Here is a 19,350-nt window from a genome sequence, read left to right as displayed (position 1 = left end):
CTGGACCTGTCGCTCCTGCACGTTTCCCCTCGGTCCTCCACCAGTCCCCCGCCGTACTACAGTCAAGATCGAATCTACTGCGTCGTGTGACGCTGCCGTGACCAGTTCAGCACTCGGCGCATTGTCGACATGGCAACTTGGCGTGAAGCATTCGATCACGAAGCGTCGCACTCACGGGCCGTGCAGGGAAGTGCGCCTCGTCTCAGTGGCCGGTCAACGTAGGGTGCGGATGCCTTCTACGCTCCTTTCACCCCTGGTGGGACGTGGGTTGACCCCCCGTTCGGCCAGGGAATGCCGACCAGCCGGAAGTTGGCTGAAAACGTATGGGGGAGTGCGCCGGAATCGGTCAGTCCACCGGCGCGTTCGGCCCCGCGTGCCGCCCGCCCCGGCGCGCCCCCGGAGCCGCTCCCGCCCGGTGCCCGGCGGTGGCGGGGCGCCGCTCGACGCGGGCCCGCTCGGCTCCCCGCTCGGACTGCCTGAGCAGCACCCGGCACACCCCCGTGACGGCCGCGAGCCCGAGGGCCGATCCGGCGGCCCCGGCCAGCGAGGTCCCGTACCCCACGAGCACGACCGGGACGAGGACACAGGAGAACGCGGCCCAGCGCACCACGTCGCTCGCCGACTCCTGCGGGAGTGTCCCCGGGGTCTCGGCGCCCAGGGGCCCGGCGGCCCTGGGGCCCCGGCGCTCGCGCGCCCCCTCGGGAGCGCGGCGGCGGGTGGTCGGTGCGGCGGCTGGGGCGGCGGTGATCGGTCCTGGCACGGCGTACTCCCTGCGGCGGTGGTTTCGCACGTGGTGTCTGTTCCTGGGGATGTCTCCGAAAGAGTGGTTTCACGGGTTCAACGCGTGGCCATGCGGCCGGTCACTGGCCGGAAGGGGCCAGTGCGCGCGAACCGGGCGCAAACCGCCTGTACGGGGCAGCTGCCATTGCCATCCGGGCCCCGCTCATGCATGCTCCGGTGAACGCCGCGAGGCCGTGCGGAGGCCGCATCGAGGCCTCGCGCGGGCGGTACCAGCCGCCGTCGCGGCCCGGGAGACCCCCGGCCGGGACCTGGGCAGGAGAGGAGTGTCGCCGTACCCTTGGGGGTAAGGGGTTGGGAAGATGATTCCCGGACACGCGTCCGGTGACGGTCCGCGTCCGCCGAAGGCCGCAGGGCCCGACCCGCACGGATCCGTGCTCGACCCGCTCCCCGTACTCCACCCGGGAATCCGCGCACGACCCGATCCACGGCGCCGCACCACGGGCGCCGCAGCACCTGGACAGAGCCGACCCTCCCACAGAGGACTCCTTCGCCGAGACACCGATGGCCGGTCACGAATTCTCCGAACCCGCGGACCGCAAGCGGCAGGTCGCCGACCCGACGACGACCCCCCAAGCGGCGGAAGAACCACGTCACTCCTGCGATCCGGCCTTCCGGCACGGCGTCGTCGTCGGCTTCGACGGCTCGACGTCCAGCGAGCGGGCCCTCGCCTACGCGATCGGCATGGCGCACCGCTCCGGCTCCGGCCTGATCATCGTCCACGTCGCCAACCGGCTGCCCACCACCGTCTGGGCGGGCTGTGAGCCACCGGTCTTCGTCGACGTCCCCGACCACCGCACCGAGGTCCTCGGTCTGGAACTGGCCTGCGCGGACTATCTGTCGGAAGTGCCCTGGATCCTCGTCGAGCGCGGTGGCGACATCTGCCACGAGCTTGAGGAGGTCGGCCGGGAGTACTCGGCGGACGCCATCGTCGTCGGCTCGACGCACGGCATCGTGGGGCGCATCTTCGGCTCCGTCGCGGGCCGTCTCGCGCGCCGTGCGCAACGGCCCGTCGTGGTCATTCCGTAACGTCCCTCCGTCCCAGGTGGGACGAGGGTGTCGCGGCGTCAACTTCCGTGCCGCGGCGCATAAATCTACTCGCGCGTAGAGGTGGTTCGTGCCCTGGTGAAGGGTACATACCGGTCGCCGGGGCGCAGCGGCACAGCGACTTCCCACCGCGGCCTCCCGCGGACCCCCGGCGTCCTGCCGGCCGGGGGGTGACGGCCACCGGCTGAGGCAGGCACGGGCCGGGGTAATGGGCGACCCCGGTTCCTGAAGGAGTGGCCCCCCGTGTGCTTGGTGGCACGCGCGGGGGGCCACTCACTCGTGCGGGGTCTACTCGACGGTGACGGACTTCGCCAGGTTGCGCGGCTTGTCGATGTCCCGGCCGAGCGCCAGGGCCGTGTGGTAGGCGAGGAGCTGGAGCGGGATGCCCATGAGGATCGGGTCCAGCTCGTCCTCGTTCTTCGGGACGACGATGGTGTGGTCGGCCTTCTCCTGCTCCTGGTGGGCGACCGCGAGGATCTTGCCGCTACGGGCCTTGATCTCCTCCAGGGCCGCCCGGTTCTTCTCCAGGAGGTCGTCGTCGGGCACGATCGCGACCGTCGGCAGGGCGGGCTCGATCAGGGCGAGCGGGCCGTGCTTCAGCTCGGAGGCGGGGTAGGCCTCGGCGTGGATGTAGGAGACCTCCTTGAGCTTGAGGGAGGCCTCGCGGGCCACCGGGTAGCCGCGCACCCGGCCGATGAACAGCATCGACTTGGCCTCGGCGAACTCCTGCGCCAGCTTCTGGATCTCGTCCTCGCGCGCCAGCATCTGCTCGATCTGCGCGGGCAGCTGCCGCAGGCCCGCGATGATCCGCTTGCCGTCGGCGACCGACAGGTCCCGGATGCGGCCCAGGTGCAGGGCGAGCAGCGCGAAGGCGACGGTGGTGTTGGTGAAGCACTTGGTGGAGACGACGCAGACCTCGGGGCCCGCGTGCACGTACACGCCCGCGTCCGCCTCGCGGGCGATCGCGGAGCCGACCACGTTGACGATGCCGAAGACGCGGGCGCCCTTGCGCTTGAGCTCCTGCACGGCCGCGAGCACGTCGTACGTCTCACCGGACTGGGAGACGGCCACGTACAGGGTGTCGGGGTCGACGACCGCGTTGCGGTAGCGGAACTCGGAGGCGGGCTCGGCGTCGGCGGGGATGCGGGCCAGCTCCTCGATCATCTGGGCGCCGATCATGCCCGCGTGGTACGAGGTGCCGCAGCCGAGGATCTTCACGCGCCGGACCTTGCGGGCGTCGTGGGCGTCCAGGTTCAGGCCGCCGAGGTGCACGGTGGAGAAGCGGTCGTCGATGCGGCCGCGAAGCACGCGGTCCACGGCGTCGGCCTGCTCGAAGATCTCCTTGTGCATGTACGTGTCGTGGCCGCCCATGTCGTACGACTCGGCCTCCCACTCCACGGTGGTCGGCGCGGCCTGGGTGGTGGAGCCCTCGGTGGTGTACGTGCGGTAGTCGTCGGCCTTGAGGGTGGCCATCTCGCCGTCGTCGAGGGTGACGACCTGGCGGGTGTGGGAGACGAGCGCGGCGACGTCCGAGGCGACGAACATCTCCTTCTCGCCGATGCCGAGGACGACGGGCGAGCCGTTGCGGGCGACGACGATGCGGTCGTTGAAGTCGGCGTGCAGGACGGCGATGCCGTAGGTGCCCTCGATGTGGCGCAGGGCCTCGCGGACCCGCTCCTCCAGGGTCTCGGCCTGCGAGCGGGCGATGAGGTGGGTGATCACCTCGGTGTCGGTCTCGGAGCGGAACTCCACGCCGTCGGCCGTCAGCTTGGCGCGCAGCTCGGTGGCGTTGTCGATGATGCCGTTGTGGACGACGGCGACCTTGCCCTCGGCGTCGAGGTGGGGGTGCGCGTTCTCGTCGGAGGGGGCGCCGTGCGTGGCCCAGCGGGTGTGGGCGATGCCGGTGGTGCCGGTGAAGCGCTTGGGGACACGGGCCTCCAGGTCACGCACGCGGCCCTTGGCCTTGACCATCTTCAGGCCGGTGGCCTTGGGGCCGGTGATGACGACGCCCGCGGAGTCGTAACCGCGGTACTCCAGGCGCTGGAGTCCCTCCAGGAGGAGCGGGGCGACGTCACGCTTGCCGATATATCCGACGATTCCGCACATAAGGGTCCCTTGGGTGTGGTGGGGATGGTCTAGCCGTAGACGATGCGGCGCAGCTGCCTGAGCGAGAGCTCGGGCGGGGCCACGGCGCGGTAGCGCAGGTCCGCCGCGATCCGCTCGAAGATCACCGCGTTCACCAGGCCCTGACCCTGGAGTTCGCGGTGGCGGCGGCGGACGTACGCCTCGGTCGTCTCGTCGAAGTACGCGAGCACGTCCTGGATCACCCGGAGCGCTTCGCCGCGCTGGAGCTGGGTGGAGCGCGTCAGGTGATCGACAAGGTCTTCGTGCACCCGTCGATCCTGGATTACGCAGGGACCTTGCGCAAGAATCCTGCCCGGAATCGGGCAGGATTCGCTCGATTGCTGGCGAAGGGCGGGGTGCGCCGCCGCTTCACCGGGGCGCGCCCGGGGTCACGTGCCGCCGCTTCACCGGGGCGTGCCCGGGGTCACGCGCCGCCGCTTCGCCGGGGCGCCCCTGGGGTCACATGCGCTTCAGGACCGCCTGCTTGGCCGCCGTGAACTCCTCGTCCGTGAGGACGCCGCTCCGGTGCAGCTCGCCCAGCTCGCGCAGCCGCCGCAGCAGCGCGTCGTGGTCGTCCTCGGCCGGGGGCGCCGGGGCGGGCGCGAGGGCGGGCGCGGTGGTCGGCGCGAGCTGCTCCGGGGCCGGAGCGGGGGCCGGGGCCGCGGGGCGTGCCGGGTGCGGGAGCCGGGCCTGGACGGCCGCCGCGACGAGCGCCATCAGCGGGTCCTTCTTGAAGCCCCACAGCTCCACCGAGTTCGGGTCGTACTTCGGCGGGGCCTTCGTGGGCGCGTTCCGCACAGTGAAGCGGAGGTAGCCGTTCTCCAGGCCTATCGCGGGCTGCCACTCGACGGCGGCGACATCGGCGAGCGCGATCGTACGGGTGCCCGCGGCGGCCTTGGCCTCCTCCGTCTTCCAGTTCCACTCCAGGCGGACCTGCTCCCCGTCGAAGCTCACGGTGGCGTCGCCCGCGGAGACCTGGAGCGGCACGGACGGCCCCGACAGCAGATAGGCGTCACAGCCCGCGGCCGGGACCTGTTCAAGCAGCAGGGCGTTGCGCAGCTCGTCGACCACGTACTCGGCGACGCCGTACCGGTCGGGCTCCACCGCGAGCTGGTACGGGTCCGAGGCGTCGGCGAGCTTGCCCGCGGTGGCCTGGAGCAGCGGGTCCGCGCCGGCGCGCAGCCGCAGCCGGAGCCGCCCGCTCTTCTTGCCCTGTTCGAAGGCGACGCCCGCCAAGGCCTGGAGGGGCAGCGTGAGTTCGCCCAGGGTCTTGCGCAGCAGCGAAACGCCCTTGTCGCGCCCCGGCACGAGCCGCAGCGTCACTCCGTCGAAGGTCCAGGTCCCGTCCCGCTGGATGATTTCCGCCATGGGGGGATTCTCGCACCGCGACCCTGGTCAGGTGGTCTACACCTTGACCCGATCTGGGGTGCGCGGTACGGATGGTGACGGTTCGACCGCATCACATCCGCGTTGCCTGTCGAAGGGACCCGCTGGTGAGAAAGGACCACCGACCGACACGTGTCATCGGCTCCCTGCTCCTCATCGCCGCCGCCGGACTGTCCACCGCGGCGGTCGCACCGGGCGGCGAACGCCGCCCCGCTCCCGCGCCCACCCCGCTCGGCCGGATCATCCCCGCGCCCCTGAAGGCCGAGGCGTACGGGCCCGGTTACGAGATCACCGCCGCGACCCGGATCCGGGTCGGCGGCCACCCCGAGGAGCGCCGCGTCGGCGAATACCTCGCCCGGCTGCTCCGCCCCGCCACCGGCTTCAGGCTGCCCGTCACCGACCGCGCGGGGCGCGACGGCATCCGGCTGCGCATCGGCGCCGAGCACGCGGACCTCGGCGACTTCGACGACAAGGCCCTCGGCCGCGAGGGCTACCGGCTGCTCTCCGAGCGCCGCTCCCTCACCCTCACCTCCTGGTCCGGCGCGGGCCTCTTCCACGGCGTCCAGACGCTGCGCCAGCAGTTGCCCGCCGCCGTCGAGAGGACCTCCCCGCAGCGCGGCCCCTGGCGGATCGCGGGCGGCACCATCGAGGACACCCCGCGCTACGCCTACCGCGGGGCCATGCTCGACGTGTCCCGCCACTTCTTCCCCGTGGACCAAGTCAAGCGGTACGTCGACCAGTTGGCCCTCTACAAGATGAACACGCTGCACCTGCACCTGAGCGACGACCAGGGCTGGCGCGTCGCCGTCGACTCCTGGCCGCGCCTGGCGGAGTACGGCGGCTCCACCCAGGTCGGCGGCGGCCCCGGCGGTCACTACACCAAGGAGCAGTACCGGGAGATCGTCTCGTACGCGGCCTCGCGGGGCCTCGAAGTGATCCCCGAGATCGACATGCCGAGCCACACCAACGCCGCGCTCGCCTCCTACGCCGAGCTGAACTGCGACGGCGTGGCACCGCCCCTGTACACGGGCACGGACGTCGGCTTCAGCTCGCTGTGCGTGCACAAGGACGTCACGTACGACTTCGTGGACGACGTGATCCGCGAGCTCGCCGCGCTCACCCCGGGCCGCTACCTCCACATCGGGGGCGACGAGGCGCACTCCACCAGCCACGAGGACTTCGTGACGTTCATGACCAGGGTGCAGCCGATCGTCGCCAAGTACGGCAAGACCGTGCTCGCCTGGCACCAGCTCACCGAGGCGACGCCCGCGCCGGGCGCCGTCGCGCAGTACTGGGGCTACGACCGCACCGGCCAGGCCGAGCGCGACCGGGTCGTGCGCGCGGCGCGCGGCGGCACCGGCCTGGTGCTCTCGCCCGCCGACCGCTCCTACCTCGACCACAAGTACGACAAGGACACCCCGCTCGGTCTGAAGTGGGCCGGATACGTGGACGTGCGGCGGGCCTACGACTGGGACCCGGGCAGCTACCTGCCGGGCGCTCCGGCCGACGCGATCCTCGGCGTCGAGGCGCCGCTGTGGACGGAGACCCTGTCGAGCACCGCGCACCTCGACTACATGGCGTTCCCGCGCCTGCCCGGCATCGCCGAGCTCGGCTGGTCGCCCGCCGCCAGCCACGGCTGGGAGCCGTACCGGGAGCGGCTCGCGGAGCAGGCGCCGCGCTGGGACGCCCTGGGCATCGGCTACTTCCGGTCGCCGCAGGTGCCGTGGCCCGGGCGCTGATCCGCGCTCACGCCCGTGCCCCCGCCGTCAGGGCGGGGCGGGCGGCCACGGCCCGGCGGACGGCGGCCGCCTCGAACCGCTCGCGGGTGCAGAGGCTGAGCAGGCTCCGCTGCTCCGGCCGCTCGGCCTCGTACGCGACCACGAAGCCCACGACCTCGTGGAGCTCCTGCGCCGCGTGGTCGGCGGTGTCGGCCTCGACGACGACCCGTACCGTCCGGGGGTCGGCGAAGAGGTGCTCCAGGACCGTGGTGAGCGCCGCCTGGCCGAAGCCGGGGTCGCGGTCCGCGTCCGGGGCGAGCAGGAAGCGCAGGCCGACGTCGCCGGGTTCGGGCTCGTAGGGGCTGACGGCTTCGGCGTGGCGCGGGTCGTGGCGCGGGTCGTGGCGCTCCACCAGGAACGCGGGCTCGCCGTCGCGCAGCCCGACGAACGCGTCGTGGTGCTTCTCGGCCGCGACGTGCATGTACGCCCGCTCCACCTCGTGGAGCCGCGCGCCCCACATCGGCCAGAAGACGGACCGGGGGTGCGTCACCCAGGGGTGGATGACCTGGGCGTCCGTGAAGGGGTCGAGCGGACGCAGGGTGAAGGTTCCGAAGGGGCTCATGCGGCGGCCATCCTCCAGGCGAGGGGTCTGGGGTCGCGCCCCGGGGCAGGGCACAGCGGGGAGGAATCCGGGACGCGACGTTGAACTTAGGTTAGCCTAACCTAATCTCAAATCAAGAGGTGGGAGGGATCCGAGGGGCCGCCGGTACGCCGGAGCCGCCCTCTCCGCGGGGGCGGAGGGGCGGCTCTGGGTGGGGGGTGCCGGGCCTGGGGCCGGGCGCGGGTGCGGGCCTGGCCCGAGGCCCGGTCCGGGTGCGGGCCCGGTCCGGGTGTCGGGTCAGGAGACCTTCTTGGCCTTCTCGATCGCCTCGGCGAGGTCCTCCAGGATCGGCGCGCACTTGGCGTAGGAGAAGATCGGCTCCGTCACGCGCGGGATGACCTGCCCGGCCTTCACCGCGGGCAGCTTGCCCCAGGTGGGCTTCTGGTCCGCGAGGCCCTCCGGCTGGAGGGCGGAGGTGCGGTTGTCCATCATGATGACGTCGGCCTTGTACGTGTCGACGTTCTCCCAGGACAGGTTCTCGAACCAGCCGCCGCTGGCCTTGAGGGCCTGCGCCGGAGGCTCGACGAAGTTCACGCCGAGGGCCTTGAAGTACTCCAGGTCGGCGGAGAGGTTCGTGCCGGAGACGTAGAAGACGTCCGCGCTCGCGGAGCCCACCAGGACCTTGATCTCCGGCCGGGACTTCGCGGCCTTGCGCAGCCGCTCGGACGCCGCCTCGAACCGCTTCTTCGCCTTGACGACCTTGTCGGCCTTCACGTCCGCGCCGAGCGACTCGGCGAGGGCGAGCAGCCGCTCCAGGGGCTTGGTCATCTGGCGGTCGTACACCGAGACGCCGACGCTCGGGGCGAGCTTGAGGATCTTGTCCTTGGACGCCTCGGGGACGTACCAGAGCGTTCCCTTGTCGTCGAACATGGTCGAGATCAGGACATCCGGCTGGAGTCCCACGTACTTCTCGATGTTGAACTGGTCCCACGCGTTGCCGAGGATCGTCAGCTTGCTGATGTCCATGTCACCGGCCTGGACGTCCGCCTTGCCGTCCTTGGTCTTGGTGGGGCCGAAGACGCCCTTCACCTCGATGCCGTAGTCGAACAGCGCGGCGGCGACGCCGGTGAACGCGACGATGTTCTTCGGCGTGGAGTCCTTCTTGGCCGCCTCGCCACGGTCATCCTTGAACGACCAGGGCCCGCCGTCCTTGCCTCCGCCGCCCTTGCTCTTGTCGGCCTTCTCGTCCCCGCACGCGGCGAGGGCGGCGGTGAGGCCGAGGGCACCGCCCGCGGCGAGGACACCGCGGCGGCTGAGGTGGGGGAGACGGGGCATGGGGGTCTCTGCTTTCGTGGGGAACCCCCTGACGGGGTCCTGGCCGGAAATCGTGCTTAGGTTAACCTAACCTTCCTTGCTGCCCGGCGGTGCCCCCCGGCCCGGCGCCGGGCCGGGGGGGGGCCGCGGCCCTCTCCGGCGAAATCAAGAGCGAGGGCGCGTTTCCCTGGACGCGCAGGCGCTGAGCACTGGCGTCAGGCGACGTTGAGGGACTGGCGCGCGGCCGTGATGATCCGGTGCGCGTCGCTGCCGTACACCGCCGACTCGCGCAGCGTGTGCCAGGTGCGGAGGTACGTGCTCACACTGGCGGCGTCCTCGATCCACAACTCCGAGTGCCAGGTCTCGACGATCACGCGGCTGTCGTCGTACACCCAGAAGGCCGTGGCGGGCGGGAGCTTGAGAGAGGCCGACAACGGAATGATGCCGAGCTCCACCGTGTCGAGACCGACGGCGCCGGACAGCCGGTCGAGCTGGGCGGCCAGCACCGACGGAGGGCAGACCAACGCGCGGAGGGCCGCCTCCCAGAGGATCAGGTGGAAGCGCTTCGCAGGGTCGTACAGCGCTTCCTGGCGCCTGATCCGGGAACGCACCGCCTCCTGGTGCTGCGCCTCATGGAGGCCGGGCACTCCGCACAGGCCGCAGACATCTGGGTGTGCGAGAACGTCCCCTCCTGGGCGGTCGCGCCCCACTCCTCTGTGATGGCCTTCCCGACGCGGGTGCGGCCGGGCCCGCCCCAGGCTGGGGAGGACAGGCCCGGCCTGGGGTGGGGGAGGCGGGGGTCAGGACGTGAGGCCCAGTTCTCGGGCGATCAGCATGCGTTGGACCTCGCTCGTGCCCTCGCCGATTTCGAGGATCTTGGAGTCCCGCCACATGCGGGCCACGGGGTACTCGTTCATGAAGCCGTAGCCGCCGTGGATCTGGGTGGCCTCGCGGGCGTTGTCGACGGCGATCGTCGAGGAGTACAGCTTGGCGAGGGCCGCCTCCTTCTTGAAGGGCTCCCCGGCGACGAGCCGGGACGCCGCGTCGCGCCAGGCGAGGCGGGAGGTGTGGGCCTTCATCTCCATGTCGGCGATCTTGAACTGGATGGCCTGGTTGGAGCCGATCGGCCGCCCGAAGGTGTGCCGCTCCTTGGCGTACTTCACGGACTGGTCCACACAGCCCTGCGCGAGCCCCGTCGCGAGCGCGGCGATGGCGACGCGGCCCTCGTCGAGGATGCGCAGGAACTGGGCGTAGCCGCGGCCCAGCTCGCCGAGGAGGTTGGCGCGCGGCACGCGCACGTCCGCGAAGGACAGCTCCCGGGTGTCCGACGCGTTCCAGCCGACCTTGGAGTACGGCGCCGCCACCGTGAAGCCCGGCGTGCCGGACGGCACGATGATGGAGGAGATCAGCGGCCTGCCGTCGTCGGTGCGGCCGGTGACGGCCGTGACCGTGACCAGGCCGGTGATGTCGGTGCCGGAGTTGGTGATGAAGCACTTCGTGCCGTTGATGACCCATTCCCCGGTGGCCTCGTCCAGGCGTGCCGTCGTCCGGGTGCCGCCCGCGTCCGAGCCCGCGCCGGGCTCGGTGAGCCCGAACGCGCCGAGCAGCTCGCCCGAGCACAGCCGCGGCAGCCAGGTGCGCTTCTGTTCGTCGGTGCCGAAGAGATGCAGCGGCATCGCGCCCAGCGACACGCCCGCCTCCAGGGTGATCGCGACGGAGGAGTCGACCCGCGCCAGCTCCTCCAGGGCGATGCCGAGCGCCAGGTAGTCGCCGCCCATGCCGCCGTACTCCTCCGGGAACGGCAGGCCGAACAGGCCCATGCGGCCCATCTCGCGCACGATCTCGTACGGGAACTCGTGCCGCTCGTAGTAGTCGCCGATCTTCGGGGCGACCACGTCGTTCGCGAACGCCTCGACGGTGCGCCGGAGTTCCTCGTGCTCTGGGGAGAGGTGGTGGTCCATGGAGATCACGGCTCCTTGTGGGAGAGGGCACGCACGGTGCGGGACGGGCTCGGTCGGCCCAACTGGGTGGCCATCCACACGCTGGTGTCGGTGAGGCGGCCGAGGTCGACCCCGGTCTCGATGCCGAGGCCGTGCAGCATCCACACGAGGTCTTCGGTGGCGAGGTTGCCGGTGGCGCTCTTGGCGTAGGGGCAGCCCCCGAGGCCGCCCGCCGAGGCGTCGACGGTGGTCACGCCGTGCTGGAGCGCGGCGAGGGTGTTGGCCAGGGCCTGGCCGTACGTGTCGTGGAAGTGCACGCCGACGCGGTCCGTCGGCACGCCCTGTTCGTTGAGCGCGGCGAGCAGCGCCAGGACGTGGCCCGGTGTGGCCACGCCGATGGTGTCGCCGAGGCTCAGCTCGTCGCAGCCCATGTCGAGCAGCGCCCGGCAGACCCGGACCACCTGGGCGATCGGCACGGCGCCCTCCCAGGGGTCGCCGAAGCACATGGAGAGGTAGCCGCGCACGTGGACGCGGTCGTGCGCGGCCTGTGCCGCCTTGGCGCGGGCCACCACCGGCTCGAACATCGCCAGGGCCTCGTCCACCGTGCGGTTCAGATTGGCCTTGGCGAAGGACTCGGTGGCGCTGGCGAACACGGCGACGCGGCGGGCGCCGAGCGCGAGCGCGCGGTCCAGGCCGCGCTCGTTGGGGACCAGCACGGGCAGGTGCACGCCCTCGATGTCGCCGAGCAGCGGGAAGAGCCGCTCGGCGTCCGCCAGTTGAGGCACCCACTTGGGGTGCACGAAGCTCGTCGCCTCGACGGTGGTCAGGCCCGCGGCGGCCAGGCGGTGCACGAACTCCGCCTTGACCTCGGTGGGGACCGTCGCCTTCTCGTTCTGCAGGCCGTCGCGGGCGCCGACCTCGTGGATGCGGACCCGGGCGGGCAGGCCCTGGGCGGGGACGGCCATGGGCAGGCCGGGGGCGGTCATGAGGCCTCCTCGACGGTCTCGTCGGGCACGACCACGGCCAGGACCTGGTCCATGGCGACCGTGGTGCCGGGGGTGACGTCGAGCTCGGTGACGGTGCCCGCGTGCGGCGCGGAGATGACGTGCTCCATCTTCATCGCCTCCACGACGAGCAGGCTCTGGCCCGCCGCCACGCGGTCGCCGGGGGCGACCTTGACGACGGTGACGGTGCCGGGCATCGGGGCGGTCAGCGCGTCCGCGCCCGCGTGGGACGAGCCGGTCAGCGCGGCCTCCACCGGGTCGTGGTCCCGGACCTCCCAGGCGTCGCCGTCCCGGCCGAGCCACGTTCCGGCGCGGTGGTAGCGGTGGGGCCCTGCCGCGGGCCCGCCGAGGTCCCCGAGGTCCACCTCGGTGCCGCCGTCGGCCGTGCGGCGGGTGCGGACGACCACCGGGTCGTGTCCCGGTACCCGGAGGTGGTGCACGGTCCACGCGGCTTCGCCGCCGAGGCGCCACCCGTTGGGTACGGAGAAGGGGTCCACCCAGGCCGCCTCGCCCCCCGTGGGGGGAGCCGTACGCGCCAGCGCCGCGGCCTCGTACACCTCGGCCGGGACGTCCGCCGCGACCAGCCCCTCGGCCTCCCGCTCGACCAGGCCGGTGTCCAACTCGCCCGCCACCACCGCCGGGTGGGCGAGGAGGCGGCGCAGGAAGCCCGTGTTCGTCGGCACGCCCAGGATCACCGTCTCCGCGAGGGCCGCGCGCAGCTTGCGCAGGGCCGTCGCCCGGTCGGGTCCGTACGCGATCACCTTCGACAGCATCGGGTCGTACAGGCTGCCGACCTCCGTGCCCTCGCTGAGGCCGGAGTCGGTGCGCACGCCGTCGCCGGAGGGCTCGCGCAGGAGCACGACCGTGCCGCCGGACGGCAGGAAGCCGCGGGACGGGTCCTCGGCGCAGATACGGGCCTCCACGGCGTGCCCGGTCAGGCGGACGCCGTCCTGGCCGAAGGGCAGTGGCTCGCCCGCCGCCACCCGCAGCTGCCACTCCACCAGGTCGAGGCCGGTGATCAGCTCGGTGACCGGGTGCTCCACCTGGAGGCGGGTGTTCATCTCCATGAAGTAGTACGAGGACGGGGCGCTGCCGGGGACGATGAACTCGACCGTGCCCGCGCCGACGTAACCGCAGGAGCGCGCGGCGTCGACGGCGGCGGCGCCCATCGCGGCGCGCGTCTCCTCGTCGAGCAGGACGCTGGGCGCCTCCTCGATGATCTTCTGGTGGCGGCGCTGGAGGGAGCACTCGCGCTCGCCGAGGTGGATGACGTTGCCGTGGGCGTCGGCGAGGACCTGGATCTCGATGTGCCGGGGGCGGTCGACCCAGCGCTCCACGAGCAGGGTGTCGTCGCCGAAGGAGGCGCGCGCCTCGCGCCGGGCGGCGGCGATCTCCTCGCCGAGCAGCGCGGCGTCGCGGACCAGGCGCATGCCCTTGCCGCCGCCGCCCGCGGACGGCTTGAGCAGGACCGGGGTGCCGATCTCCCGCGCGGCGGCGGTGAGCTGGGCGTCGGTGAGGCCGCTGCCCGAGGAGCCGGGCACCACGGGGACCCCGGCCGCGCGCACGGTCTCCTTGGCGCGGATCTTGTCGCCCATCAGGTCGATCGCGGCGGCGGGCGGCCCGATGAAGACGAGCCCGGCGTCCGCGCAGGCCCGCGCGAAGGCGGCGTTCTCCGCGAGGAAGCCGTAGCCGGGGTGGACCGCCTGGGCGCCGGACGCGGCGGCGGCCGCGAGGATGCGCTCCACTGAGAGGTAGCTCTCGCTCGCGGGCGCCGGGCCGAGGCGCACGGCCGTGTCGGCCTCGCGCACGTGCCGGGCGTCGGCGTCGGCGTCGGAGAAGACGGCCACCGAGCGGACGCCGAGGGAGCGCAGCGTGCGGATGACGCGGACGGCGATCTCGCCCCGGTTGGCCACGAGGACTGTCTCGAACATGCTCATTCCGTGTCTGCCCCTCACATCCGGAAGACGCCGAAGCCGCGTTCGCCCAGGGGCGCACCGGCACACGCGGTCAGGGCCAGGCCGAGCACCTGGCGGGTCTCCAGCGGGTCGATGACGCCGTCGTCCCACAGGCGTGCCGTGGCGTAGTAGGCGTTGCCCTGCTGGTCGTACTGCGCGCGGACGGGGGCCTTGAAGGCCTCCTCGTCCTCCTGCGACCACTCCTCGCCGTGCGCTTCGAGCTGGTCGCGCTTGACGGTGGCGAGCACGGAGGCGGCCTGCTCGCCGCCCATCACGGAGATCTTGGCGTTCGGCCACATCCACAGGAAGCGGGGCGAGTAGGCCCGGCCGCACATGGAGTAGTTGCCCGCTCCGTACGAACCGCCGACCACGACGGTCAGCTTGGGCACGCGGGCGCAGGCCACGGCGGTGACCATCTTGGCGCCGTGCTTGGCGATGCCGCCCGCCTCATAGTCCTTGCCGACCATGAAGCCGGAGATGTTCTGGAGGAAGACCAGCGGGATGCCGCGCTGGTCGCACAGCTCGATGAAGTGGGCGCCCTTCTGGGCGGACTCGGAGAACAGGATGCCGTTGTTGGCGACGATGCCCACCGGGTGGCCGTGGAGGTGCGCGAAGCCGGTGACCAGCGTCTGGCCGTACTCCGACTTGAACTCGGCGAAGCGGGAGCCGTCGACCACGCGCGCGATGACCTCGCGCACGTCGTACGGGGTGCGGGAGTCCACCGGCACCGCGCCGTACAGACCGAGGGGGTCGACCTTCGGCTCCTCGACGGGCCGCACCTCCCAGGGCAGCTGTCCGCGCGCGGGGAGCGTGGAGACGATCGTGCGCACGATCCGCAGGGCGTGCGGGTCGTCCTCCGCGAGGTGGTCGGTGACGCCGGAGACGCGGGAGTGGACCTCGCCGCCGCCCAGCTCCTCGGCCGTGACGACCTCGCCGGTGGCGGCCTTCACCAGGGGCGGGCCGCCCAGGAAGATCGTGCCCTGGTTGCGGACGATGACGGCCTCGTCGCTCATCGCCGGGACGTACGCCCCGCCCGCCGTGCAGGAGCCGAGGACCGCCGCGATCTGCGGGATGCCCGCGCCCGACATCCGCGCCTGGTTGTAGAAGATCCGCCCGAAGTGCTCGCGGTCGGGGAACACCTCGTCCTGCATGGGCAGGAAGGCGCCGCCGGAGTCCACCAGGTACAGACACGGCAGGCGGTTCTCCAGGGCGATCTCCTGGGCGCGCAGGTGCTTCTTGACCGTCATCGGGTAGTACGTGCCGCCCTTGACGGTGGCGTCGTTGGCGACGATCACGCAGTCGCGGCCGCTGACCCGGCCGATGCCCGCGATGACACCGGCCGCGGGGGCGTCGCCGCCGTACATCCCGTCGGCCGCGAGCGGGGCCAGCTCCAGGAAGGGCGAGCCCGCGTCGAGCAGGGCGTCGACGCGCTCGCGCGGCAGCAGCTTGCCACGCGCCACGTGCCGCTGCCGGGCGCGCTCGCCGCCGCCGAGCCGGGCGGCGGCGAGCTTGCCGCGCAGCTCGGCCACCAGTGCGGCGTGCGCCGACTCGTTCTCCCGCCAGGCGTCCGACGCGGGGTCCGCCGCGCTCGTGAGGACCGGTGCCTGTTGCATCCGCTGTGCTCCCCGGGTTAGTGAGCGTTAACGTCAGGACTTCAGGTTAACGACCGCTAACGGCCCTGTCTAGAATCGTTTCCATGGCCACCAGGACCGACGCCCCCACCCGCCGCGAGCAGATCCTCAAGGAAGCCGCCCGGCTCTTCGCCGAGCGGGGCTTCCACGGGGTCGGCGTGGACGAGATAGGAGCCGCCGTCGGGATCAGCGGCCCCGGTCTGTACCGCCACTTCCCGGGCAAGGACGCGATGCTCGCCGAGCTGCTCGTCGGCATCAGCGAGCGGCTGCTCACCGGGGGCAAGCGCCGCTTGGCGGAGGCCGCGGGCTCGCCCGGCGCCGCCCTGGACTCGCTCATCGAGGGCCACATCGACTTCGCCCTGGACGACCGCCCGCTCATCACTCTCCACGACCGCGAGCTGGACCGCCTCCGGGACAGCGACCGCAAGATGGTGCGCCAGCTCCAGCGCCAGTACGTGGAACTGTGGGTGGCCACCGTCCGCGAGGTGTATCCGGGCCTCGCCGAGGTGGAGGCACGCGCGTCGGTCCACGCGGTCTTCGGCCTCCTCAACTCGACCCCACACCTGGGCAGACCGGGCTCCCTGCCCGACCGCGAGGCGATGGCGGACCTGCTGCACAGGCTGGCCCGCGGGGCGCTGGCGGCGGCGGGGGTATCAAGCCCGTCCGGCGTTTGAGGACGAGGAAGGCCGAAGGCCGCGAGAACCCGCACCCCCTGCCGGTTACGGCTTTCGCTCTGGACGGTCACGGAAACCCACGGGTAACCTCGACCTGAGCAAGCGCTTAGCCAACGGGCGCTTGGCCGGATCCGTGACCCAGGGAGCTCAGCCGTGCGGCGTACCGTCTTCAACGAGGACCACGAGGCATTCCGGGAGACCGTGCGGGCCTTCATCGAGGCCGAGGTCGTGCCCGTGTACGACGAGTGGTACGCGGCGGGCCAGGCGCCCCGCGACTTCTACTACAAGCTCGCCGAGCTCGGGGTCTTCGGCATCCGCGTCGAGGAGGAGTTCGGCGGCGCGGGCATCGACTCGCACAAGTTCGAGGCCGTCATGTACGAGGAGACGGCCCGCGCGGGCGTCTCCTTCGGTGGCTCCGGCGTGCACGTGCTGCTCGGCCTGCCGTACATCCAGATGCTCGCCACCGACGAGCAGAAGAAGCGCTTCCTGCCCAAGTTCGTCTCCGGCGAGGAGATGTGGGCGCTCGCCATGACCGAGCCGGGCACCGGCTCCGACGTCGCGGGCATGAAGACCACGGCCAAGCTCTCCGCCGACGGCACGCACTACGTGCTCAACGGCGCCAAGACCTTCATCACCGGCGGCGTGCACGCCGACCGCGTCATCGTCTGCGCCCGCACCGCGGCGCCGCGCGAGGACGACCGCCGCTTCGGCATCTCGCTGTTCGCCGTCGACACCAAGACCGAGGGCTACTCCGTCGGACGCAAGCTCGACAAGCTCGGCCTGAAGGTCTCCGACACCGCCGAACTGGCCTTCGTCGACGTCAAGGTGCCCGTCGAGGACCTGCTCGGCGAGGAGAACAAGGGCTTCGCCTACCTCGGCCACAACCTGGCGTCCGAGCGCTGGGGCATCGCCTTCGGCGCCTACGCGCAGGCCAAGGCCGCCGTCCGGTTCGCCAAGGAGTACGTCCAGGAGCGCACGGTCTTCGGCAAGTCCGTCGCCTCCTTCCAGAACACCAAGTTCGAACTGGCCGCCTGCCAGGCCGAGGTGGACGCCGCCGAGGCCGTCGCCGACCGTGCCCTCGAAGCCCTGGACGCGGGCGAGCTGACCCCGGCCGAGGCCGCGTCCGCGAAGCTCTTCTGCACCGAGGTCGCGCACCGCGTCATCGACCGCTGCCTCCAGCTGCACGGCGGCTACGGCTTCATGAACGAGTACCCGATCGCCCGTCTGTACGCTGACAACCGCGTCAACCGCATCTACGGCGGCACCAGCGAGGTCATGAAGATGATCATCGCGAAGTCGATGGGCCTGTAAGTCCGCCCATGAGCGAGGAACACGGGGCTCACGGCGCTCTCGACGACCTGCTCGCCCTGCTCGACCTGGAGCGGGTCGAGCAGGACATCTTCCGCGGGGTGAGCCGCTCGTCCCTGGTGCCGCGCGTCTTCGGCGGCCAGGTCGCGGCCCAGGCTCTGGTCGCGGCGGGCCGCACCGTACCGGACGATAGTTCCCCAAGCTCTCGGCTTCGCTCGAGCAGGGGAGGCCCCACTGCCCACTCCCTGCACGCCTACTTCCTGCGCCCCGGCGACCCCGGCGCGCCCATCGTCTACACCGTCGACCGCATCCGCGACGGGCGTTCCTTCACCACCCGCCGCGTCGTCGCCGTGCAGCACGGCCAGCCGATCTTCCATCTGTCGGCGTCGTTCCAGGCGTACGAGGAGGGGCTCGAACACCAGGTGGGGATGCCCGCGGCGCCCGACCCGGAGACGCTGCCCACGGCCGCGGAGGCCCTGCCGCTGCACCTGCCGCCGGACGTCGCCCAGCGGCTGATCGAGGCGCGCGCCGCCGTCGACCTGCGGTACGCGGACCTGCCGCCGTGGGGCACGGTGGGACGGCCCAGGGAGCCGCGCTCCCAGGTCTGGTTCCGTACCAACGGCAAGCTCGAAGGGGAGCATGCGGGCTCGCTGCTCCACCTGTGCCTGGCCACCTACGTGTCCGACATGACGCTGCTCGACTCGGTGCTGCTCGCGCACGGGCGCGGCGGCTGGGCCGTGGGGGACGTGGTGGGCGCGTCCCTGGACCACGCGATGTGGTTCCACCGGCCCTTCCGGGCGGACGACTGGCTCCTGTACGACCAGGAGTCCCCGTCGGCGGGCGGCGGCCGTGGCCTCGGCCAGGGCCGCATCTGGACCCGGGACGGCAAGCTCGCCGTCACCGTCATCCAGGAGGGCGTCGTCCGGGTGCCGAGGGGCTGACGGGCCCGGCTCAGGCCTGCGGCAGGCCCGCCGCGTCGAGCAGGTAGGCCGTCATCGGGTCGTAGAAGCGCGGGCTCGTCACGTGGTCGTCCAGGGGGACCGTCACCTGGAGCGTGCCCTCGGCCTCCCCGATGAACAGGGCCGGGTCGTTGCAGTCCGCGTAGCCGACGGCGTCGATGCCGCGCTGGCCCGCGCGGCCCGCCCAGCCGTGGTCGGCGACGACCAGGTCGGGCAGCGGGCGCTCGGCGCGCAGGAGGCCGTCCAGGACCGCGTTCATCGGCTCCGGCGAGTGCGTGTGCCACAGCGTCGCGCCGCGCTCCAGGACCGCCACGTCCGCGAACTGGAAGAGGAAGCCCTCGTCCGCCGTCAGGCCGTCCGGGATGACGACGATCTCGCAGCCCGCCGCCCGCAGCGCGGCCGCCGTCGCCCGGTGCACGTCGAGCAGGCCGCCGGGGTGGCCGGTCGCGAACAGGACGCGCTCCTTGGCGCTCGCGGCCTTGCGCAGCCGCCCCGCCATCCGCTCCAGGGCGTCGACGGTCAGCTCCGGGTCGATGGTGTCCTGGCCCTGGCGGTGCAGCGGGTCGTCGATCACGCCGCAGCGCTCGGCCATCACCGCGAGCACGTCCTGCTCGTCGCTCCAGCGGTCGTCGAGCTCCAGGCCGAGCCAGTAGTGACGGTCGCCGTTCGCGAGCTTGCGGTAGTGGTCGAGGTTGTTCTCGCGGGGTGTCGCCACGTGTCCCGCTATGCGGGTGCGGACTAGGTGGTCTACGAGCGCGGCGCGGGTGGGTGTCGGCATGGGGTCCATTGTGCCGTTGGCCCTGCGGGGCGGGCGGGGTGCGGGTCGTCTGCCGGGTGCGGCTTCCGTCGTGGTTGCTCGCGCCCACGCGGCGGAGCCGCAGAGTGATACAG

General features: G+C 72.1%; 17 protein-coding genes. 5 read left to right on the top strand and 12 right to left on the bottom strand.

The window, feature by feature from the left end; genetic code table 11:
- Positions 1 to 346: 346 nt before the first annotated feature.
- Positions 347 to 658: a hypothetical protein gene (locus ACIG3E_RS08760; protein ID WP_399613519.1), complete on the bottom strand. Its 312-nt coding sequence runs from the start codon at positions 656 to 658 to the stop codon at positions 347 to 349.
- A 644-nt stretch (positions 659 to 1,302) separates the two neighbouring features.
- Between ACIG3E_RS08760 and ACIG3E_RS08755 the strand changes: the two genes are divergently transcribed.
- The gene (locus tag ACIG3E_RS08755; protein WP_030681921.1) at positions 1,303 to 1,827 is read left to right on the top strand and encodes a universal stress protein; all 525 of its coding nucleotides are present in this window, start codon (positions 1,303 to 1,305) and stop codon (positions 1,825 to 1,827) included.
- Between the two features lie 306 nt (positions 1,828 to 2,133).
- On the opposite strand, the gene glmS is transcribed toward ACIG3E_RS08755, so the two are convergent.
- From glmS to ACIG3E_RS08740, 3 genes are all read right to left on the bottom strand, one after another.
- Positions 2,134 to 3,951, bottom strand: coding sequence for a glutamine--fructose-6-phosphate transaminase (isomerizing) (glmS, locus tag ACIG3E_RS08750; protein ID WP_399613008.1), 1,818 nt, complete (start codon positions 3,949 to 3,951; stop codon positions 2,134 to 2,136).
- 29 nt (positions 3,952 to 3,980) lie between these two features.
- Complete coding sequence (locus tag ACIG3E_RS08745; protein ID WP_399613006.1) at positions 3,981 to 4,238, bottom strand: hypothetical protein; 258 nt, start codon at positions 4,236 to 4,238, stop codon at positions 3,981 to 3,983.
- A gap of 190 nt (positions 4,239 to 4,428) precedes the next feature.
- Positions 4,429 to 5,337 (bottom strand): DUF4429 domain-containing protein, encoded by a 909-nt coding sequence (locus ACIG3E_RS08740; protein WP_399613004.1) that lies wholly within the window; start codon positions 5,335 to 5,337, stop codon positions 4,429 to 4,431.
- Positions 5,338 to 5,462: 125 nt separating this feature from the next.
- On the opposite strand from ACIG3E_RS08740, the gene ACIG3E_RS08735 reads away from it, so the two are divergent.
- Positions 5,463 to 7,094 (top strand): beta-N-acetylhexosaminidase, encoded by a 1,632-nt coding sequence (locus ACIG3E_RS08735; protein WP_399613002.1) that lies wholly within the window; start codon positions 5,463 to 5,465, stop codon positions 7,092 to 7,094.
- Positions 7,095 to 7,101: 7 nt separating this feature from the next.
- Here the strand turns inward: ACIG3E_RS08735 and ACIG3E_RS08730 are convergent, their stop codons facing one another.
- The 7 genes from ACIG3E_RS08730 to ACIG3E_RS08700 form a co-directional block, all read right to left on the bottom strand.
- Entirely contained in the window at positions 7,102 to 7,695 is a 594-nt protein-coding gene (locus ACIG3E_RS08730; protein WP_399613000.1) for a GNAT family N-acetyltransferase, read from the bottom strand.
- A gap of 276 nt (positions 7,696 to 7,971) precedes the next feature.
- A complete protein-coding gene (locus tag ACIG3E_RS08725) occupies positions 7,972 to 9,009 on the bottom strand; it encodes an ABC transporter substrate-binding protein (protein WP_399612998.1) in 1,038 nt (345 codons plus the stop codon).
- 194 nt (positions 9,010 to 9,203) lie between these two features.
- Positions 9,204 to 9,644, bottom strand: coding sequence for a Scr1 family TA system antitoxin-like transcriptional regulator (locus ACIG3E_RS08720; protein ID WP_399613517.1), 441 nt, complete (start codon positions 9,642 to 9,644; stop codon positions 9,204 to 9,206).
- A gap of 144 nt (positions 9,645 to 9,788) precedes the next feature.
- Positions 9,789 to 10,949 carry an acyl-CoA dehydrogenase family protein gene (locus tag ACIG3E_RS08715; protein ID WP_399612996.1) on the bottom strand — a complete coding sequence of 387 codons (1,161 nt, stop codon included), beginning with the start codon at positions 10,947 to 10,949 and terminating at the stop codon, positions 9,789 to 9,791.
- 5 nt (positions 10,950 to 10,954) lie between these two features.
- A complete protein-coding gene (locus tag ACIG3E_RS08710) occupies positions 10,955 to 11,914 on the bottom strand; it encodes a hydroxymethylglutaryl-CoA lyase (protein ID WP_399612994.1) in 960 nt (319 codons plus the stop codon).
- A complete protein-coding gene (locus ACIG3E_RS08705) occupies positions 11,911 to 13,863 on the bottom strand; it encodes an acetyl/propionyl/methylcrotonyl-CoA carboxylase subunit alpha (protein ID WP_399612992.1) in 1,953 nt (650 codons plus the stop codon). Before ACIG3E_RS08705 ends, ACIG3E_RS08710 begins: the two co-directional genes overlap by 4 nt.
- Before the next feature lie 20 nt (positions 13,864 to 13,883).
- Complete coding sequence (locus ACIG3E_RS08700; protein WP_399612990.1) at positions 13,884 to 15,500, bottom strand: carboxyl transferase domain-containing protein; 1,617 nt, start codon at positions 15,498 to 15,500, stop codon at positions 13,884 to 13,886.
- A gap of 83 nt (positions 15,501 to 15,583) precedes the next feature.
- On the opposite strand from ACIG3E_RS08700, the gene ACIG3E_RS08695 reads away from it, so the two are divergent.
- The 3 genes from ACIG3E_RS08695 (at position 15,584) to ACIG3E_RS08685 (ending at position 18,441) form a co-directional block, all read left to right on the top strand.
- Positions 15,584 to 16,192, top strand: a complete 609-nt coding sequence (locus tag ACIG3E_RS08695; protein WP_399612988.1) for a TetR/AcrR family transcriptional regulator — start codon at positions 15,584 to 15,586, stop codon at positions 16,190 to 16,192.
- 153 nt (positions 16,193 to 16,345) lie between these two features.
- Positions 16,346 to 17,503, top strand: coding sequence for an acyl-CoA dehydrogenase family protein (locus tag ACIG3E_RS08690; RefSeq protein WP_399612986.1), 1,158 nt, complete (start codon positions 16,346 to 16,348; stop codon positions 17,501 to 17,503).
- 8 nt (positions 17,504 to 17,511) lie between these two features.
- Entirely contained in the window at positions 17,512 to 18,441 is a 930-nt protein-coding gene (locus ACIG3E_RS08685) for an acyl-CoA thioesterase (RefSeq protein WP_399612984.1), read from the top strand.
- Positions 18,442 to 18,451: 10 nt separating this feature from the next.
- Here the strand turns inward: ACIG3E_RS08685 and ACIG3E_RS08680 are convergent, their stop codons facing one another.
- A complete protein-coding gene (locus tag ACIG3E_RS08680) occupies positions 18,452 to 19,237 on the bottom strand; it encodes a phosphatase (protein ID WP_399612982.1) in 786 nt (261 codons plus the stop codon).
- Between the last annotated feature and the right edge of the window lie 113 nt (positions 19,238 to 19,350).

The sequence above is a fragment of the Streptomyces sp. NPDC053474 genome (assembly GCF_044544845.1).
In the GTDB taxonomy this organism is placed as follows: Bacteria; Actinomycetota; Actinomycetes; order Streptomycetales; family Streptomycetaceae; genus Streptomyces.
The sequence above is the reverse complement of the archived record's forward strand: the minus strand, read 5'-3'. Positions and strand labels throughout refer to the sequence as shown.